General features: G+C 67.9%; 13 protein-coding genes. 5 read left to right on the top strand and 8 right to left on the bottom strand.

Annotated features, from left to right (window positions below; genetic code table 11):
- The first annotated feature begins 26 nt into the window (after positions 1-26).
- Both BMY69_RS06635 and BMY69_RS06630 read left to right on the top strand, forming a co-directional pair.
- Complete coding sequence (locus BMY69_RS06635) at positions 27-785, top strand: NAD kinase (RefSeq protein ID WP_090176296.1); 759 nt, start codon at positions 27-29, stop codon at positions 783-785.
- Between the two features lie 42 nt (positions 786-827).
- Complete coding sequence (locus tag BMY69_RS06630; protein ID WP_090176293.1) at positions 828-1,757, top strand: 5'-nucleotidase; 930 nt, start codon at positions 828-830, stop codon at positions 1,755-1,757.
- A gap of 7 nt (positions 1,758-1,764) precedes the next feature.
- Here the strand turns inward: BMY69_RS06630 and BMY69_RS06625 are convergent, their stop codons facing one another.
- The gene (locus tag BMY69_RS06625; RefSeq protein ID WP_090052358.1) at positions 1,765-2,640 is read right to left on the bottom strand and encodes a DMT family transporter; all 876 of its coding nucleotides are present in this window, start codon (positions 2,638-2,640) and stop codon (positions 1,765-1,767) included.
- Positions 2,641-2,717: 77 nt separating this feature from the next.
- The gene (locus tag BMY69_RS06620; protein WP_090176290.1) at positions 2,718-3,269 is read right to left on the bottom strand and encodes a hypothetical protein; all 552 of its coding nucleotides are present in this window, start codon (positions 3,267-3,269) and stop codon (positions 2,718-2,720) included.
- 190 nt (positions 3,270-3,459) lie between these two features.
- Here BMY69_RS06620 and BMY69_RS06615 point away from each other — a divergent pair, with 190 nt between their 5' ends.
- Genes BMY69_RS06615 through BMY69_RS06605 form a run of 3 tightly spaced genes read left to right on the top strand, consistent with a single transcriptional unit; the run spans position 3,460 to position 7,529 of the window.
- Complete coding sequence (locus tag BMY69_RS06615) at positions 3,460-4,629, top strand: acyl-CoA dehydrogenase family protein (RefSeq protein WP_090176288.1); 1,170 nt, start codon at positions 3,460-3,462, stop codon at positions 4,627-4,629.
- Positions 4,630-4,632: 3 nt separating this feature from the next.
- Positions 4,633-5,244: a glutathione S-transferase family protein gene (locus BMY69_RS06610; RefSeq protein ID WP_177191093.1), complete on the top strand. Its 612-nt coding sequence runs from the start codon at positions 4,633-4,635 to the stop codon at positions 5,242-5,244.
- Positions 5,245-5,264: 20 nt separating this feature from the next.
- On the top strand, positions 5,265-7,529 hold the full coding sequence (locus tag BMY69_RS06605; RefSeq protein WP_090176283.1) for a thiamine pyrophosphate-dependent enzyme: 2,265 nt from the start codon (positions 5,265-5,267) through the stop codon (positions 7,527-7,529).
- 13 nt (positions 7,530-7,542) lie between these two features.
- On the opposite strand, the gene BMY69_RS06600 is transcribed toward BMY69_RS06605, so the two are convergent.
- The 6 genes from BMY69_RS06600 to BMY69_RS06575 form a co-directional block, all read right to left on the bottom strand.
- Positions 7,543-9,252, bottom strand: coding sequence for a GGDEF domain-containing protein (locus BMY69_RS06600; protein ID WP_090176280.1), 1,710 nt, complete (start codon positions 9,250-9,252; stop codon positions 7,543-7,545).
- A 180-nt stretch (positions 9,253-9,432) separates the two neighbouring features.
- Positions 9,433-11,592 carry a polyphosphate kinase 1 gene (gene ppk1 / locus BMY69_RS06595; protein WP_090176277.1) on the bottom strand — a complete coding sequence of 720 codons (2,160 nt, stop codon included), beginning with the start codon at positions 11,590-11,592 and terminating at the stop codon, positions 9,433-9,435.
- 104 nt (positions 11,593-11,696) lie between these two features.
- Entirely contained in the window at positions 11,697-14,018 is a 2,322-nt protein-coding gene (locus tag BMY69_RS06590; protein ID WP_090176273.1) for an RHS repeat-associated core domain-containing protein, read from the bottom strand.
- A 191-nt stretch (positions 14,019-14,209) separates the two neighbouring features.
- The gene (gene murB, locus BMY69_RS06585; RefSeq protein WP_090176952.1) at positions 14,210-15,229 is read right to left on the bottom strand and encodes a UDP-N-acetylmuramate dehydrogenase; all 1,020 of its coding nucleotides are present in this window, start codon (positions 15,227-15,229) and stop codon (positions 14,210-14,212) included.
- 17 nt (positions 15,230-15,246) lie between these two features.
- Positions 15,247-16,275, bottom strand: a complete 1,029-nt coding sequence (locus BMY69_RS06580) for a quinone-dependent dihydroorotate dehydrogenase (protein ID WP_090176270.1) — start codon at positions 16,273-16,275, stop codon at positions 15,247-15,249.
- Entirely contained in the window at positions 16,275-17,042 is a 768-nt protein-coding gene (locus BMY69_RS06575) for a class I SAM-dependent methyltransferase (protein ID WP_090176267.1), read from the bottom strand. Before BMY69_RS06575 ends, BMY69_RS06580 begins: the two co-directional genes overlap by 1 nt.
- Between the last annotated feature and the right edge of the window lie 11 nt (positions 17,043-17,053).

Genomic DNA, 17,053 nt, shown 5'->3' with positions numbered 1-17,053 from the left:
CCGCTGGACCAGGAAGCTCCCAGCCCATGCGCCTAGCCTTCGTCGCCAGCGAGACCGAAGTCGCCCAACGCGCCCTCACGGCGCTCAAGAAGCGTTACCGCGGCGTCGCGCCGGGCGACGCGGACATCATCGTTTCGCTGGGCGGCGACGGGTTCATGCTGCGCACGCTGCATGCCCATCGCACGCTCGGCATCCCGTTCTACGGCATGAAACTGGGCCGGCTCGGGTTCCTCATGAACCAGCACGCCATGGATCACCTGCCGGAGCGCATCGAACGGGCGCACCCCGCGGTCCTTCATCCGCTGGAAATGCACTCCACCTGCTGCGACGGCGTCGAGCACCGCGCCCTGGCATTCAACGAGGTGGCCATGCTCCGCCAGAGCAACCAGGCCGCGCACCTGACGGTCAGCCTCAACGGCGAGATGAAGCTCGACGAGCTGGTGTGCGACGGCATCCTCGTCTCGACGCCCGCCGGCTCCACCGCCTACAACCTCTCCGCGCACGGCCCCATCCTGCCGCTGGACGCGAACGTGCTGGCGCTGACGCCCATCAGCCCGTTCCGGCCGCGCCGCTGGCGAGGGGCGATCCTTCCTCACGCCACGCGCGTCGGCTTCGAGACGAAGGATCCGAACAAGCGCCCGATCAGCGCCACGGCGGATTTCCACGAGGTGCGCGACGTGCGTTCCGTGGAAGTGAAGCAGTCGCGGCGGCATGCCGTGCGGTTGCTGTTCGATCCGGAGCACAACCTCCAGCAGCGCATCCTCGACGAGCAATTCGCGGAGTAGCCACCGGCGATTCGAGAAGCCCCATTGCGCTACGATGCCGCCATGAACGACGACACCCACAACGCCCACGCCGCCTCCTCGGTCCGCGACAACCGCCTCGTCGTGGCGATCTCGTCGCGCGCCCTGTTCGACATGGGCGACAGCCACGAACTCTTCGAGCGCGAAGGCCTCGACGCGTACCGCGCGTTCCAGATCGACCACGAAGACGAGCTGCTGCAACCCGGCGTCGCGTTTCCACTGGTGCAGAAGCTGCTGGGCCTGAACGCGCTCTCCGGCGACCTGCCGCCCGTGGAAGTGATCCTGCTCTCGCGCAACTCGGGCGATACCGGCCTGCGGATCTTCAACGCCATCCAGCATTACGGCCTGAACATCTCCCGTGCCGCGTTCACCAGCGGGGCGCCGACGTCCGACTACATCGCGCCGTTCAAGGCGGATCTCTTCCTCTCCGCGAACGCCGAGGACGTCGGCCGCGCGCTGCGGGCCGGCGTGGCCGCCGCCACCATCCTGCCGTCCACGGCGCCGCAGCGTTCCAGCGAACAGCTGCGCATCGCATTCGACGGGGACGCCGTGATCTTCGGCGACGAGGGCGAGCGGGTGTCGCAGGAGCAGGGCCTCGACGCGTTCCACCGCAGCGAGACCGAGCGCTGGGCCGAGCCGCTGTCCGGCGGTCCCTTCCGCGGCTTCCTCGCCGCGTTGCACCGTCTCCAGGCCGCGTTTCCGGCCGAGACCTCGCCCATCCGCACCGCGCTGGTCACCGCGCGTTCGGCGCCCGCCCACAAGCGGGTGATCCTCACGCTGCGTCGCTGGGGCGTGCGCATCGACGAGGCCCTGTTCCTGGGCGGCCGGGACAAGGGGCCGTTCCTCGACGCGTTCGGCGCCGACATCTTCTTCGACGACTCCCCGGCGAACGTCGAGTCGGCACGTCGGCACGTCGCGACGGGCCACGTACCGCACGGAGTGAGCAACCGCTAGCCGGCGATCAGACGATGTTCGTCCAGCGCCACCAGTTCGTCTTCTTCTCTTCGCGCACGAAGGTGAAGAGGCCGGCGCCGAGGATCATCACGATGCCGATGAGCATCGGCCAGTCCAGGTGGTCGTGGAAGATGAGGTAGCCGAAGAGGATCGCCCAGAGCATCTGGCTGTATTGCGTCGGCGCCACGCGATTGGCGGGCGCGTGCTGCGTCGCGAGCATGAGCAGGACCGCCCCCGCGGCGGCGAGCAGGCCGTAGCCGAGCACCAGGAACCACTGGTGGGCGTTCGGCCAGACGAAATGCGGCAGCATCATGATGAAGCCCGCGATCATCGGGCCGATCACGCCGGCGCCGTAGAGCGTGATGCGCTTTTCGGTCGCCCCGGCCATGCGCAGCGCGATGATCGAGAGCGCGCCGGTGATGCCGCAGATGATCGCCGCCACGTGGCCGACACCGAGGTGGCGGAAACCGGGACGAAGCACCACGAGCACACCGAGAAAACCGACGATGACCGCGGACCAGCGCCGCCAGCCCACCTGTTCGCGCAGGAACACCACGGACAGGATGGTCACGAAGATCGGCAGGAGGAAGATCAGCGAGAAGGCCTCGGCCATGGGCAGTGCCGTGAAGGCCATGACCGCGGTGACGTTGCCGATGGCGCCGGCCATGGCGCGGAGGAGCCACAGGCCGGGCATCTTCGAGATCACGATCTCGCTCCAGCGATCGCCAGGCTTCTTGAGGAACGGAAACGCCGCCATGGCGAGTACCGCGCCGAAGAACACCGCCTCGTACGCGGGCAAGGTGCCCTCGAGCGACTTCACGAAGGCGTCGCTCCACGCATAAGCGGCGTAGCAGGCGAAGCCGAGGATGACACCTTTGATCATGGGCAGGCCCGGGTAAGGGTGAGCCCCATTATGCGCCGCCGCGCGTGATCTCCACGCGCGGGACGGCGCCGGGTGCCTCAGAGCTCCCAGTCGTGGAAGATGGCGCCGCGAAGGATCCGGACCGTGGGCTTGCCCGAGGCGCCGTCCAGCAGCACCCAGGGGCCGCCGCGGGGTGTGCCGGGCCGGAAGCCCACGTAGAAATCCTTGTTGCCGACGCGGGTCCACAAGGCATCGTCGCGGAAGGTCCAGCGCTGCCGGTCGCCGCCGTCGCATTGCGCCCATTCGAGCCCGGCCGTCCGGGTCAGGCAGCGCCCCGCATCGTTGACCACTCGACCGGTATCGCCAGGGTTGGGAAGGCTGATCTTCTCCAGTTCGAACGGGTTGTCTTCGCGAAAGACGCCGAGACGGTCGAGCTCCTTGGTGCTGAACCTGTCGAACAGGGTGCCGTCGCCCGGGTACACGGCGGGCATGAGCACGACGGGGCTGTTACGGGTCAATGCCTGCACTTCGCCATAGGTCGCGGAATCGGTGGACTGCATGACGAGGGTGCCGAACATGTAGCCCTCCGCCGCGGTGGGTCCGGCGAGGGCGAGGCAGGTGAGGGCGAGCAGGTAACGTGAGGGGCGCATCGGAAGGTCCTGTATCGAGGGGGAGGGCGAGTATTCGCCCCCGGCACGGGCGACGGCTGTAGGCGCCGCGCGTCTTGCGCCGTCCGGCCCGGGCCCGTCGCGCCGTCCTCTTGCTGCATGCCCGCATGACCCGGCGTGAAGGCCGCCGCTACAATCGTGGGGTTTCCCCAACCGCATGTGATCGCCCGCCATGGCCCACCGTCTCGACCCGCTCGATCTTTACGACGTCCGTTCGCTCCTCACCGACGAGGAGCGCGCCGTGCAGGACGCCGTCGGCCGTTTCGTCGACGAAAAGGTGCTTCCGATCATCGGCGACGCCTTCGATCAGGGCCGGTTTCCGGCCGAGCTGGTGCCGGAGATCGCGTCGCTGGGCCTCCTCGGCGCCACGCTGCCCGAGGAATACGGCTGCGCCGGGATGAACGGCGTGAGCTATGGCCTGATCTGCCAGGAACTCGAGCGTGGCGATTCGGGCCTGCGCAGCTTCGCGTCGGTGCAGAGCTCGCTGTGCATGTACCCGATCTTCGCCTACGGCTCCGAGGAGCAGAAGCGCCAGTACCTGCCGCGGATGGCCGCGGGCGAAGTGATCGGCTGCTTCGGCCTCACCGAGCCGCATGGTGGCTCCGATCCGGCGAACATGAAGACGGTCGCGCGCAAGGACGGCGGCGACTGGGTGATCAACGGCGCCAAGATGTGGATCACCAACGGCAACCTCGCGCACATCGCGATCGTCTGGGCCCAGACGGACGACGGCATCCAGGGTTTCATCGTGCCGACCGATACCAAGGGCTTCGCCGCGCAGGAAGTGCACAAGAAGATGAGCCTGCGCGCCTCGGTGACGTCGGGCCTGTTCTTCGACGACGTGCGCGTCCCGGACAGTGCACGCCTGCCGAACGTGAAGGGGCTGAAAGGCCCGCTCGGCTGCCTCAACCAGGCGCGTTACGGCATCACGTGGGGGCCGATCGGCGCCGCGCAGGCGTGCCTGAAGGAAGTGCTCGACTACAGCGCGCAGCGCGTGCTGTTCGGTCGTCCGCTCGCCGCCAACCAGGCCATCCAGGTCAGGCTCGCCGACATGGCCCGGCGCACCACCACCGCGCAGCTGCTTTCGCTGCAGCTGGGCCGCCTGAAGGACGCCGGCCGTCTGCAGCCGACGCAGGTGTCGCTCGCGAAGTGGAACAACGTGCGCATGGCGCTCGACATCGCGCGCGACTGCCGCGACATCCTCGGCGGCGCCGGCATCACGACCGAGCATTCGGCGATCCGTCACGCGCTGAACCTCGAATCCGTCATCACCTACGAAGGCACCGAGACCGTGCACCAGCTCGTCGTCGGCCGCGAGCTCACCGGCATCAACGCGTTCTGACGGATGACCGGCATGCCGACCGTCTACGGCCTGCGTTCGTCGGGCAATTGCTACAAGCTGCAGTTGCTGCTGGACATGCTCGGGCGTCCGTATCGCTGGGTCGATACGGACAGCACACGCGGGGCGACGCGCACCGCCGAATTCCTCGCGCTCAATCCCAACGGAAAGGTGCCGCTGCTGGTCCTCGACGACGGCCGCCGGCTCGCCGAGTCGAACGCCATCCTGTGCTATCTCGCCGAAGGCACGCCGTACCTTCCCACGACGTCGTGGGACCGTGCGCGCACGCTGCAGTGGATGTTCTTCGAGCAGTACAGCCATGAACCCTGCATCGCCGTGGCGCGCTTCATTTGCCGCTGGCTGCCGGAAGACCACGAGCGTCGCGCCGAGCTGCCACGCCTGCGCGAGCGCGGCGCGCATGCCCTCGACGTCATGGAAGAGCACCTCTCGCGCGAGCCGTTCTTCAGCGGCGGCGGTTTCGGCGTCGCGGACATCGCGCTCTTCGCCTACACGCATTGCGCCGCCGATGGCGGCTTCGACCTGTCCCGCTGGCCGCTCGTCGGCACCTGGCTGGAGCGCGTCCGCGCGCGGCCCGGTTTCTCGCCGATGTCCGTCTGATCTTTCCTTCCGAGCACGCCATGTCCGTCCCGCAGCCCATCGCCGCCCGTCACAAGGGTTTCAATCGCGCCGAGATCGTCGACCAGAACTTCGTGGAGTTCGTGAGGGAGTGGCGGGGCGACATCGGCCGGCCACCCCGCGACGATGAGCCCGTTCTCCCCGGGAGCGCGCTGGACGCGAGGGGCTTCCGTGAGTTGTTCGAGTCGCAGCTGATCAGCCGTCACCTCGACCTGATGGCGCGCGTGCTGCGCGTGCAGAACAAGGTGTTCTACACCATCGGTTCGTCGGGCCACGAGGGTAACGCGATGGTCGCGCGGCTCACGCGGCACACGGATCCCGCGTTCCTGCACTACCGCAGCGGCGGCTTCATGGCGGAGCGTTTCCGCAAGCTGCCGGGCATGGATCCCGTGATGGATTCGGCCCTGTCGTTCGCCGCGAGCAGCGAGGATCCCGCCTCGGGCGGACGGCACAAGGTGTGGGGCAGCAAGCCGTTGTGGGTGCTGCCGCAGACCTCGACGATCGCGTCGCACCTGCCCAAGGCGCTCGGCACCGCGATCGCGATCGAACAGGCCCGCCGCATCGACCATACGTTGCCGATCCCGGCCGACTCGATCGCGATCTGCTCGTTCGGCGACGCGTCGTCCAACCACGCCACGGCGCAGACGGCGTTCAACGCCGCCGCCTGGACCGCCTACCAGAAGCTGCCCGCACCGGTCCTCTTCGTGTGCGAGGACAACGGCATCGGCATCTCGGTGAAGACGCCCGGCGGCTGGGTCGCGAACAACTTCCGTCACCGCGCGAACCTCGATTACTTCTACGCCGACGGCCTCGACCTCGCGGGCGGTTACGCGGACGTCGAGCGCGCCGTCGCGCATTGCCGCGCCACGCGTCGGCCGACGTTCCTGCACCTCGGGACGACGCGCATCATGGGCCATGCGGGAACCGACTTCGAGATCGAATGGCGTTCGGTCGAGGAGCTCGTGGCCCTGGAGGCGACGGACCCGTTGCTGCGCAGCGCGGTCATCGCGCTCGCGTCGGGGCTGTACACGCGCGACGAACTGCTCGAGCTCAACGAGAGCATCCGCCGGCGCTGCTTCGCGGCGGCCGAGGATGCCGACAGCCGCCCGCGCCTCACGGCGCTCGCCGACGTCATGGCCCCGCTGGCGCCGTACACGCCCGATGCCGTGCGCGCCGAAGCCACGCGGGCAGCCGATCCCGCCGAGCGCGAGCGCGTGTTCGGCGGCGAAGCGAAGCTTCCGGAGAAGCAGCCGCCGCGGCATCTCGCGATCCAGATCGGCCAGGCGCTGCACGACCTGATGGCGAAGTATCCGGAGAGCCTGCTCTTCGGCGAGGACGTCGCGCAGAAGGGCGGCGTCTATACGGTGACCAAGGGCCTGCACAAGGCGTTCCGCAACGCCCGCGTGTTCAACACGCTGCTCGACGAGACCATGATCCTCGGACTCGCGCAGGGCTACGCCAACATGGGCATGCTGCCGATGCCCGAGATCCAGTATCTCGCGTATTTCCACAACGCCTGCGACCAGATCCGCGGCGAGGCGGCGTCGCTGCAGTTCTTCTCGAACGGGCAGTACCGCAACCCGATGCTCATGCGCGTGGCGTCGCTGGGCTACCAGCGCGGTTTCGGTGGCCATTTCCACAACGACAATTCGATCGCCGCGTTGCGCGACATCCCCGGGCTGGTCGTCGGCTGCCCGAGCCGCGGCGACGACGCGGCGACGATGCTGCGCACGCTGGCGGCCCTGGCGAAGGTCGACGGACGCGTCACGGCGTTCCTCGAGCCCATCGCGCTGTACATGACCAAGGACCTCCACGAACCCGGCGACGGGCAGTGGCAGTTCGCGTATCCCCCGCAGGGCGAAGCCATGCCGCTGGGCGAGGGCCGCGTCTATGGCGAGGAGGCCGACGACCTGGTGATCGTCACCTTCGGCAACGGCGTGCCGATGAGCCTGCGCGCCGCGCGGCGCATCGAAAGCGAGCGCGGCTGGAAGGTGCGCGTCGTGGACCTGCGCTGGCTGGTACCCCTCAACGACGCGTTCATCGCCGCGCAGGTGGCGACCGCGAAACGCATTCTCGTCGTGGACGAGGGCCGCAAGAGCGCGGGCGTGGGCGAGGGCGTGATCACCGCGATCGTGGAAGCCGGCCTCGGCCACGTCCCGCTGCGCCGCGTGGTCGGCGCCGATACGTTCACGCCGCTGGCCGGCGCGGCATTCCTGGTGCTGCCGGGCGACGACGACATCGTCGCGGCGGCGAAAGAGCTGGCCTGATAGCGGAAGCGGGCTACTTCGCTTCGCCGCGCCTGACCAGCACCGGTCCGGCGTTCCCCGCGCAGACCGCGCGGTTGCGACCGGCGAGCTTCGCCGAATACATCGCGGCGTCCGCGCGCTCGACCAGCGACTGCACGGTGTCGGCCGGCGAGCGCATGGCGAGGCCGATCGAGACGGTCAGCGTGGCGTCCGCGGCGTTCATGTCCAGGCGATGCACGCGCCGGCACAGCCGGGTGGCGACCTGCATCGCGTTTTCCTTGTCCACGCCCTGCAGCAGGGCCACGAACTCCTCGCCGCCGAAGCGGGCGAGCAGGTCGGACGGGCGCAGTTCGTGGCGGAGGGCGGTGGCGACCGCCACCAGCGCCCGATCGCCCGCGGCGTGCCCGTGGCGATCGTTCAGCGCCTTGAAGTGATCGAGGTCGAAGAAGAGCAGGGCGACGGGGCGCGCCGTGCCGGCTTCGAACACCCGCGTGGCGGCTTCCGTCCACGCGCGGCGGTTGAGCAACCCCGTGAGGGGATCCACGTCGGCCAGCTCGCGCGCCCGGTCGCGATCGTGACGGATCGTCAGGGCCCGGTCGGACAGGCCGATCGACAGCACGATCGCCTCGAACGCGCCGACGGCGATCGCGGCGTCGGGCAGCCACGGGGCGCCGGCCAGCATGCCCTGCTGCTGCGCACCGCACAGCGCGGTCAGGATCAGCAGCGGCGTCCAGCTCACGAGGAAGAACCACGCGTGGCGCGATCCGCGGAAGGCGGCGATGCCGCCGGCGACGAGCATCAGCAGCGCACCGAGGAGCACGAGCGGCTGGAGCAGCAGCTGGGCCATGTCGACCAGGAAGTCGATGCCGGTCGCACGCAGCACCACGAGCAGGGGCATCACCAGCGCGAACGCGAGCACGGGCGTGCGCAGCAACGGCACGAATTCGTCGATGCGCGCGAAACGCAGCGCGAACAGGGCGGCGAACGAGACGGATAGGGCGGTCGCCGCCGCGCCCAGCACGTCCGCCATGCCGGCCAGCGACTCCATTTCCAGCGGGTGGAACGCGAAACCGGAGCGCAGGCCCTGGATCAGCGCGTAGCAGAGCAGGTAGGCGGTGTACCAGCCGAAGGTCATGTCGCGCAGGATCAACGCGAAGCACAACGCCATGAGCGCCATCGTCAGCATCACGGCGAAGCAACCGGTGGCGAAGACCATCCAGCTGCCGTCGTCGCGCAGGTAGTCGGGCCAGGTATCGATCGCGATGGTCACCGCGCCGGGTGGCGCGTCACCGGCGTCGAACTTCAGCAACAGCGCTCGCGATGGCGGGATCGTGTCGGGGACGTTGAAGATCAGGCGCCCGTGGCCGTGCAGCGGTGGCCCGAAATCGTCGAGCGCCGTCGAGGCGATGAGCCGGTCGCCGTCGAACAGGGAGACGCGCCCGTAGCCGGGATGGCGGACGCTGAGGACGCGGTCGCCGGCGGTCCACGGCGGCATGGTGCGCACGACCACCCAGGTTCCGGCCGGCGCGTTCGGCAGGATCTGCAACCGGGTCGGGTCGAAGGAGGGCAGCGGCCGCTGGTCGGCTTCGCGAAGGACGCCGGCCGGCGTGTCTCCCGGGCGGACCTCCCGCCAGTTGGCGGTGACCGTGCTGGCGACGGCGGACCCGGCGAACAGCAGGCAGCAGAGGAGCGTCGCCTGCAAGAGACGATGGATCCACCCGCCGTGCCGGTTGCCTGCCCGCATTCCGATTCCCGCAGATCGCGTTAGCGCGCCCCGACGGGCCGCGCGGCGTGGATCCGGAAGCGTTTCGATCGAGAAACCCCGTCTCCCCCAACTGCTGCGCCCCCATTCTGCCCGTTACCCGGCGCGTTGTCGCCTTGGTCTTTCGGGCTAGCCCTCATGTGGTGCGCGCGGATTCATCGTTCAGGCGGTTTCGGGGGCCGCCAGGCCGCCGAATCGCTCGAGCAACTGCGTCTGGGCGTCGCGGACCGGCTGGCCGGTCGCGGGCTGGAGCAGGACATAGGTGCCGTCCGGCTGCTGGATCCAGGCCGAGTGATTGTCCGCGAGGTACATGTCGAGCTCCCGGCGCACGCGCTGGCGCAGTTTCTTGCCCTCGATGGGGAAGCAGGTCTCGACGCGGCGGTCGAGGTTGCGCTCCATGAGGTCGGCGCTGGCGAGGAACAGCGCGGGTTCGCCGTCGTTGTGGAACCAGTAGACGCGGCTGTGCTCGAGGAACCGGCCGACGACCGAGCGCACGCGAATGTTCTGCGATACCCCGGGAATGCCCGCGCGCAGGCAGCACATGCCGCGCACGATCAGGTCGATCTTCACGCCCGCCTGGCTGGCGCGGTAGAGGGCCCGGATCAGCTTCGGGTCGGTGATCGCGTTGAGCTTGCAGACGATCTCCGCCTTGCGGCCCGCGGCCGCGTGCGCCGCCTCCCGCGCGATGAGGTCGAGCAGGCCCTTTTTCAGCGTGAACGGCGCGTAGAGCATGCGCTTCATCTTCAGCGCCTTGCCCATGCCCGTCAGCAGGCGGAACAGACGATGGACGTCGTCGCAAAGGGCTTCGTCCGACGTGAGCAGGCTGTAGTCGGTGTACAGGCGCGCGTTGCCCGAATGATAGTTGCCGGTGCCCAGGTGCGCGTAGCTCACCAGCTTGCCGTTCTCGCGACGCTGCACGAGCATCAGCTTCGCGTGGGTCTTCACGCCGACGACGCCATAGGTCACCACCGCACCGGCCTGTTGCAGGCGCGAGGCGAGGCTCAGGTTGGACTCCTCGTCGAAACGCGCCCGCAGTTCGACCACGGCGGTGACTTCCTTGCCGGCACGGGCGGCCTCCACCAGCGCGTCGACGATCTCGGAGTTCGCGCCGCTGCGATAGAGCGTCTGCTTGATCGTCAGCACCTGCGGGTCCTTCGCCGCCTGGCGGAGGAAGTCCACGACGGGCGAGAACGATTCGAACGGGTGATAGAGCAGGATGTCCTGCTTGCCGATCACCGAGAACATGTCTTCCGCGTCCGCCAGCGCCTTCGGCAACGCGGGAACGAACGTCGGGAACTGCAGGCGCGCGTAGGCGGGCTGCAGCGTCATCTCGAAGAGGCGCGCAAGGTTGACCGGGCCGTTCACCTCGTAGAGCGCATCGGCTTCGAGCGAGTACTGCTTCAGCAGGTAGTCGACCAGCGGCTTCGGGCAGTTGTCGGCCACCTCCAGGCGCACGGCGTCGCCGTAGCGGCGCGAGAACAGCTCGCCACGGAGCGTACGCGCGAGATCTTCGACGTCTTCCGGGTCGATGGTGAGGTCGGCGTTGCGGGTCAGGCGGAACTGGTACGAGCCGAGCACGCGCATGCCGGGGAACAGATCGTCGGCGTGCGCGTGGATGATCGACGACAGCAGCACGTAGTTGTCGCCGCCCTCGCTGACCTCGTCGGGCAGGCGGATCAGGCGCGGCAGGATGCGCGGTGCCGGCACGATGGCGAGGCCCGAATCGCGGCCGAACGCATCGGTGCCTTCCAGCTGCACGATGAAGTTCAGGCTCTTGTTCACCAGGCGCGGGAACGGGTGCGTGGGGTCGAGGCCGATCGGCGTGACCAGCGGCGCGACCTCATGCCGGAAATAACGGCGCACCCACAGCTTCTGCTTGTGCGACCACTGGTTGCGCCGGACGATGCGGATGCCTTCCTTTTCCAGCGCGGGAAGGATCTTCTCGTTGAGGATCGTGTACTGGCGCTCGATCTGCCTGTGCGCGACCTCGGCGATCTCGGCCAGCACGCGCCGCGGCGGGATGCCGTCGGCGCCGATCATCTCGTGGTCGAACGCGATCTGCTGCTTCAGGCCGGCGACGCGGATCTCGAAGAACTCGTCCATGTTGGACGAGAAGATCAGCAGGAACTTCAGGCGTTCGATCAGCGGCTTGGACTCGTCCAGCGCCTGGTCGAGCACGCGGATGTTGAACTGCAGCTGCGACAGCTCGCGGTGGACGTAGAGGCTGGTGTCGTTGAGGTCGACCTCGGGCAGCTCCGGCGTCGGCGCGGTTCGCGCGGTGCCGGCCTTGGCCGGCGCGGTCGATTCGTTGGGTGGCGTCATCGTGTCCAGGGCTGCGTCCTCGTCGCGTGTCGCGACGCCCCCATGGTACGCCGCCCGCGGAAGCGTATGACCGGGGTGTTACAGGGCCGTGACCCGAGACCAGCCTAGGCTGCCCAGGAGACATACCCGTTGACGTAGCGGTGGAATACAGGCTCGGGCCACATACCTGAAGCGGTCAGAACCCTCGGATCGGCGACGCTGAAACACGTGCCATGTATGTGGATGCCTGGACGGTTCAGGTAGCGCTCGAATTCGGTCACATGCAGGTCCGGGGTGTGCACGAATTCGAGCCGGTAGCCTTTCCGATCGAGCAGGGCCGCAGGCCGGTCCAAGTGCTTCCTGAACTCCTGACCAATCCAGGCCTCGGCCCCGATGCGTCGCCCGTTCACATCCCATAATGGGCGCTGGTCCGGGTAGCCGTGAGTGCCGCCGTAGAGATAGACCGGAGTTCCGTTGCCTCCGGGAGGTAGATTCAAGGCGAGTTCGTTGACCCTTTGAATGATTTCCACGATGTTTACCTCCGTGTCGACCGCATAATGCGTCGCCGCACCCTTGGTGCTGCCATGCCACTTCGGATTTAGCTGGGAATACGTCCTAGGATTGAACTTGGATGTCGGGATGTGCGGAGGCGCGACGACATGCAGCGGAAAGACACCGCTGAGGGGCTGCGACGCGGCCGAGGCTTTCGCTGCCGAGCCGCCTGACGCCGCTACGTTTGCTACGAAGTTCCGATGCGCCAGGGAGGCCTTGACCGCTTTTGCGGTCGATTTGGCCACCGAAGCCAGGCCTGCCGCAGCGCCGAGCGCGCCAGTGGCTAATGAAATCGTGCCGAAAATGGACGCCAGGGATTCGTTGTCGGTGATCGTCGCGACCGTGTTTCCCGCTTCGGCAACGAGGGAGACGATATCGACGGCGGCCACAGCCGAGAAGGCTAAGACCGTGGGCGTGGACACGGCGCTCGCGAGCGACCCAGCGGTGGCACCAAGCGCGGCGATCGCGGTCCCGCCTGAAATCACCGCGGCGACGGCAGCGGCGGCGACGCCGACGATCCCAAGCGCGATATTGAGCCACGACTGTCCGCTGGGATCGATCCTGCCGATGGGATCGCCGCCGCAATACGCGTAGCGATTGAGTCCGCCTCGGTCGAAAGGGCTGAATGGGTCCGGGCTAAGGAAGCGCCGCAGCGCCGGTGAGTAGACGCGTGCACCGAGCAGGTACCAGTTCGACCTGGGCGTGGGAACCTCGCCGGCGAACGCAGTGGTAGCGCGACCAGAACTGGGTGTCCCCGTTCCGTAGGCGCCAAAGATACGTGCTTCGCCGTCGTCGACGACGACCGATCCCAGCGTGTCGCCGCCGACGAGGCAGGTGCGGATGCCCGCGGACAGCGCGACTTCCGCGACGAGCGTCTGCCCGACCCGGACATAACGACGGGCTTCACCACCTCGCGTGACGGTGCAGGCCAGGCGGCCGTCCTGAAAGATTCGGTTCGTCAGCTCGCCGTTGTGCGTCACGCCTGTGATGCGATTTCCGGGGCCATGGCGGAATCGCGTCGAGGAACCATCAGGATGCTCGGCGAAGGTCAGGCGTCCTGCGGCATCGAACGTCAGCGCGTGCTGGCCATCGCGATCATGCAACCCGATCATCGCGCCGTTCGCATCATACGAAATCGAAACGCCGGCGCCCCCCGTCTCCGTGACGTGAGAAAGTCGATCCGGGTCGAACGCGTCGTAATGAAAACTCGCTACGTTTGTTCCGCCGGCCACGAAGATCGTCTCGACGTGCGTCAGGTTGTCGATCGCATCGAACTCGAAGACTTGCCGCCGGTATTCCCGGCCGTCTTCGTCGCGCGGCCATGCGCCATCACGCGCCTCGACAATCTCATGATCGACGAGGCGGCCACGTGCGTCATACCGCATCACTTCCTCCCGAGAGACGTCGCCGTCATCGAAATAGCGACGTCCGCTCAGCTTGCCGTCGCGCCGCCAGCTAAGCGCCACCGCATGGTGTCGTGTTTCGTTCGGCGTCGAGTGTATCCACGACTGGAGGCGTAGCCTCCCGTCGGTGCCGTAGGTGAGTTCCTCGATCATCGATGCCTCGGCTGTCACGGAGACCCGGGACGACACGCGCGAAAGCGAATCGTAAGCGAGCGTAACGTCGACGTGATCGTCGGTCACCTTCTGCAATCGTCCGATGTCGTCGAACGAGAATCGGCGGGTGATGCCATCGGCGCCGAGCTGCTCCAGCGGCCTCCCGTTCGCCGAGAGGCTTACATCGGCGACGCGCTCATCCATCTCCGGCATGCGCAACCGTTGCGTCGTATGACGGCCGAGGGTGTCGACGGTGAAGTCGATCGCCTCGGTTCCTGCTGTCATCCCGAGCGCAAAGCCGGTGCGCCGGTCGTAGGTGTGCGTGCTGAGTCTCTCCATGATCGTCCTCCACGGACATCCCGTCCATGCGTCGGATCATGCGGGATTTCACGTCGGCTGAGCGATGAGGATCACAGTGCGAATTCGGTACGTGCGGCGACACGCCCAGCCGGTGTCGATGGATATCGTGCCTGTATCGTGTGTGCATCCGGGCCGCGTGCTGTCGGCGAGACGTCCGCTGGGCGCTTCCGTTAGACGACGAGCGGCTCGGGCTCCAGCGTCACGCCGAACTTCGCCTGCACGCCCGCGATCACCTTCTGCGCGAAAGCCCACAGTTGCGGCCCCGTGGCCTTGCCGTGATTCACCAGCACGAGCGCATGGCGGTTGGACATGCCGGCGTCGCCTTCGCGCTCGCCCTTGAATCCTGCGGCTTCGATCAGCCAGCCCGCGGAGATCTTCGCCGTATCGCCCGCATGCGGCCATACGGGCATGCCGGGATGGGCGAGGGCGAGGGCGTCCGCTTTCGCGGCCGGAACGATCGGGTTCTTGAAGAAGCTGCCCGCGTTGCCGATCACCGCGGGGTCGGGCAGCTTGCGCGAACGCAGGCGGACGACGGCCTCCGCCACGTGGTAGGGCGTGGCGCGGGCGACGCCCATCTTTTCCACTTCCTCGCGGATGCCCGCGTAGTCGAGCGACAACGGACGCTCGCGGGGCAGGGCGAACGTGACCGCGACGACGATCCAGCGTCCGGCCTGCTGCTTGAAGGTGGAGTCGCGGTACGAGAATGCGCAGGCGGCCTTGTCGAGCACGACGAACTCGCCCTTGTGCGTGTCCCACGCCTCGACCGTGTCGATGAATTCCGCGACCTCCACGCCGTACGCGCCGATGTTCTGGATCGGGGAGGCGCCAACCGTGCCGGGGATGAGGATGAGGTTCTCGAGGCCGGCGAATCCCTGCCCGAGCGACCAGCGGACGAAGTCGTCCCAGCGCTCGCCGGCGGCGACGCGGATGAGCACGCGATCGTCGCGCTGGAACGTCTCGACGCCGCGCGTGGCCATGGCCAGCACGGTGCCGTCGAAGTCGCCCTTGATCAGCAGGTTGCTGCCTTCGCCGAGCACGAGCACCTTGCCGCCCTTGACCGCCGGGTAGTCCAGCAGCTCGGGGATTTTCATGGGATCGCGCACTTCCGCCAGCAGCTTCGCGCGCGCATCGACGCGCAGCGTGTTGCGCTGGCCTAGCGGGGCGTCGCTGGCGAGCGAGAAGCCGCCCATGTCCACCGGTGCGTTGTTCATGCCACGACCCCGCGGCGACGGATTTCGGCGACCGCCTCGGCGATCAGTTTCGGGCCGCGGTAGACGAGGCCCGAATACACCTGCACGAGCGTGGCGCCGGCTTCCATCTTCCCGGCAGCGGTATCGCCGTCGACGATGCCGCCGACGCCCACGATCGGCAGCCTGTCGCCGACGCGCGCACGCATGGCGCGCAGCACGGCGGTGGATTTCGCGAACAGCGGCCGGCCCGACAGGCCGCCGGTCTCGCCGGCGTGCGGATGTCCGGCGACCTGGCCGCGATCGACGGTGGTGTTCGTGCAGATCACGCCGTCGATGCCCGAAGCCAGCAGCACGTCGGCGATGGCGTCGAGCTCGGCCTCCGTGAGGTCGGGCGCGATCTTCAGCAGCATCGGCTTGCGCTTGCCATGCTGGCCGGCGAGCCGCTCCTGCGCATCGCGCAGCGTGCCGATGAAACGGCGCAGCGTTTCCTCTTCCTGCAGGTCGCGCAGGCCTTTCGTGTTCGGCGAGGAAATGTTCACCGTGATGTAGCTGGCGAGCGGATACGCGCGCTCGAGGCAGAACAGGTAATCGTTGATCGCGCGTTCGTTCGGCGTGTCCTTGTTCTTGCCGATGTTGATGCCGAGCACGCCGCGGAAGCTCGCCTTCTCCACGTTGCGCACCAGCGCGTCGATGCCGCCGTTGTTGAAGCCGAGGCGGTTGATGACGGCCTCGTGCTCGGGCAGGCGGAACATGCGCGGCTTGTCGTTACCGGCCTGCGGCCGCGGCGTCACCGTGCCGATCTCGACGAAACCGAAGCCCATCGCCGCGAGACCGTCGAGGTGGTCCCCGTTCTTGTCGAGCCCGGCGGCGAGTCCCACGGGATTTGGAAAATCGATGCCGAAGGCGCGCACCGGAAGATCCGCGGGCGGTTTCGCGATCAGACCGGAGAGGCCGCTGCGCTGGGCGACATCCGAGGCGTAGAGCGTGAGACCGTGGGCCGTCTCGGCGTCCAGGGCGAAGAGCAGGGGGCGGATCAGGTCGTACATCAGGGTCCCGGATGACCCGCGAAGACGCGGGTGTCGTATTCGAAATCGACCGTGCCGCCGTCCTGGGTCGCGTCGAACAGCGACCGCAGCGCGTGGAGCATCGGTTCGTGGTTGGGGTGGCCGGGTTTCGGCGCGTAGGAGGACGACATGAGGCGCCCGAGCAGCGCCTCGTGATCGAGCTTCTGCGCGTGCGGGAACGACGCCATGCCGCGATAGCCATGGCCGAACCAGTGCGTCATCGCGTCGTCGTCCGCGTAGCGCTCGGCGACGCTGACGTAGTCGACGCCGTATTCGTGCAGCAGCCGTTCGTAGCCTTCCAGGAATGGCGTGCCGGTCAGCCGGCGCGAATTCCAGAACACGGCCACGAGACCGCGTGGCGACAGGATGCGCGCGAACTCCGCGCGCACCTTCTCCGTATCGAACCAGTGGAACGCCTGCGCGGCGATGACGAGGTCCGTCGAGCCGTCGGGCAGCCCGGTGGCCTCGGCGGAGCCGTCGACGGCGACGAAGCGCGCTTCGTCGCGAAGCCACCGGATGGCGGCGTCGCGCATCTTCGCATTCGGTTCCACGGCGGTGACGCGGTGTCCCGCGTCGAGGAAGAGCCTGCTGGAGATTCCCGTGCCGGCGCCGACATCGGCGACGGTCCAGTCGGGGTTGACGCCGAGGCCATGCAGCCAGCCGACCAGCGCGACCGGGTAGTCCGGACGGTAGCGGACATAGTCCTCGACGCGATCGGAGAAGCGTTCGGTGGAGCGCAGGTCGGCCATGGCGTGGTTCT

Source organism: Luteibacter sp. UNC138MFCol5.1, from assembly GCF_900110505.1.
Lineage (GTDB): Bacteria > Pseudomonadota > Gammaproteobacteria > Xanthomonadales > Rhodanobacteraceae > Luteibacter.
Note: the sequence above shows the minus strand (reverse complement) of the source record. Positions and strands in the feature narration are given on the sequence as shown.

Bases quoted from the DNA above. Each gene is read 5' to 3' on its own strand.
- BMY69_RS06625 (WP_090052358.1), bottom strand. From the start codon at position 2,640: ATGATCAAAGGTGTCATCCTCGGCTTCGCCTGCTACGCCGCTTATGCG.
- BMY69_RS06635 (WP_090176296.1), top strand. From the start codon at position 27: ATGCGCCTAGCCTTCGTCGCCAGCGAGACCGAAGTCGCCCAACGCGCC.
- ppk1 (WP_090176277.1), bottom strand. From the start codon at position 11,592: ATGACGCCACCCAACGAATCGACCGCGCCGGCCAAGGCCGGCACCGCG.
- BMY69_RS06605 (WP_090176283.1), top strand. From the start codon at position 5,265: ATGTCCGTCCCGCAGCCCATCGCCGCCCGTCACAAGGGTTTCAATCGC.
- BMY69_RS06630 (WP_090176293.1), top strand. From the start codon at position 828: ATGAACGACGACACCCACAACGCCCACGCCGCCTCCTCGGTCCGCGAC.
- BMY69_RS06590 (WP_090176273.1), bottom strand. From the start codon at position 14,018: ATGGAGAGACTCAGCACGCACACCTACGACCGGCGCACCGGCTTTGCG.
- BMY69_RS06620 (WP_090176290.1), bottom strand. From the start codon at position 3,269: ATGCGCCCCTCACGTTACCTGCTCGCCCTCACCTGCCTCGCCCTCGCC.
- BMY69_RS06575 (WP_090176267.1), bottom strand. From the start codon at position 17,042: ATGGCCGACCTGCGCTCCACCGAACGCTTCTCCGATCGCGTCGAGGAC.
- BMY69_RS06600 (WP_090176280.1), bottom strand. From the start codon at position 9,252: ATGCGGGCAGGCAACCGGCACGGCGGGTGGATCCATCGTCTCTTGCAG.
- BMY69_RS06615 (WP_090176288.1), top strand. From the start codon at position 3,460: ATGGCCCACCGTCTCGACCCGCTCGATCTTTACGACGTCCGTTCGCTC.
- BMY69_RS06580 (WP_090176270.1), bottom strand. From the start codon at position 16,275: ATGTACGACCTGATCCGCCCCCTGCTCTTCGCCCTGGACGCCGAGACG.
- BMY69_RS06610 (WP_177191093.1), top strand. From the start codon at position 4,633: ATGACCGGCATGCCGACCGTCTACGGCCTGCGTTCGTCGGGCAATTGC.
- murB (WP_090176952.1), bottom strand. From the start codon at position 15,229: ATGGGCGGCTTCTCGCTCGCCAGCGACGCCCCGCTAGGCCAGCGCAAC.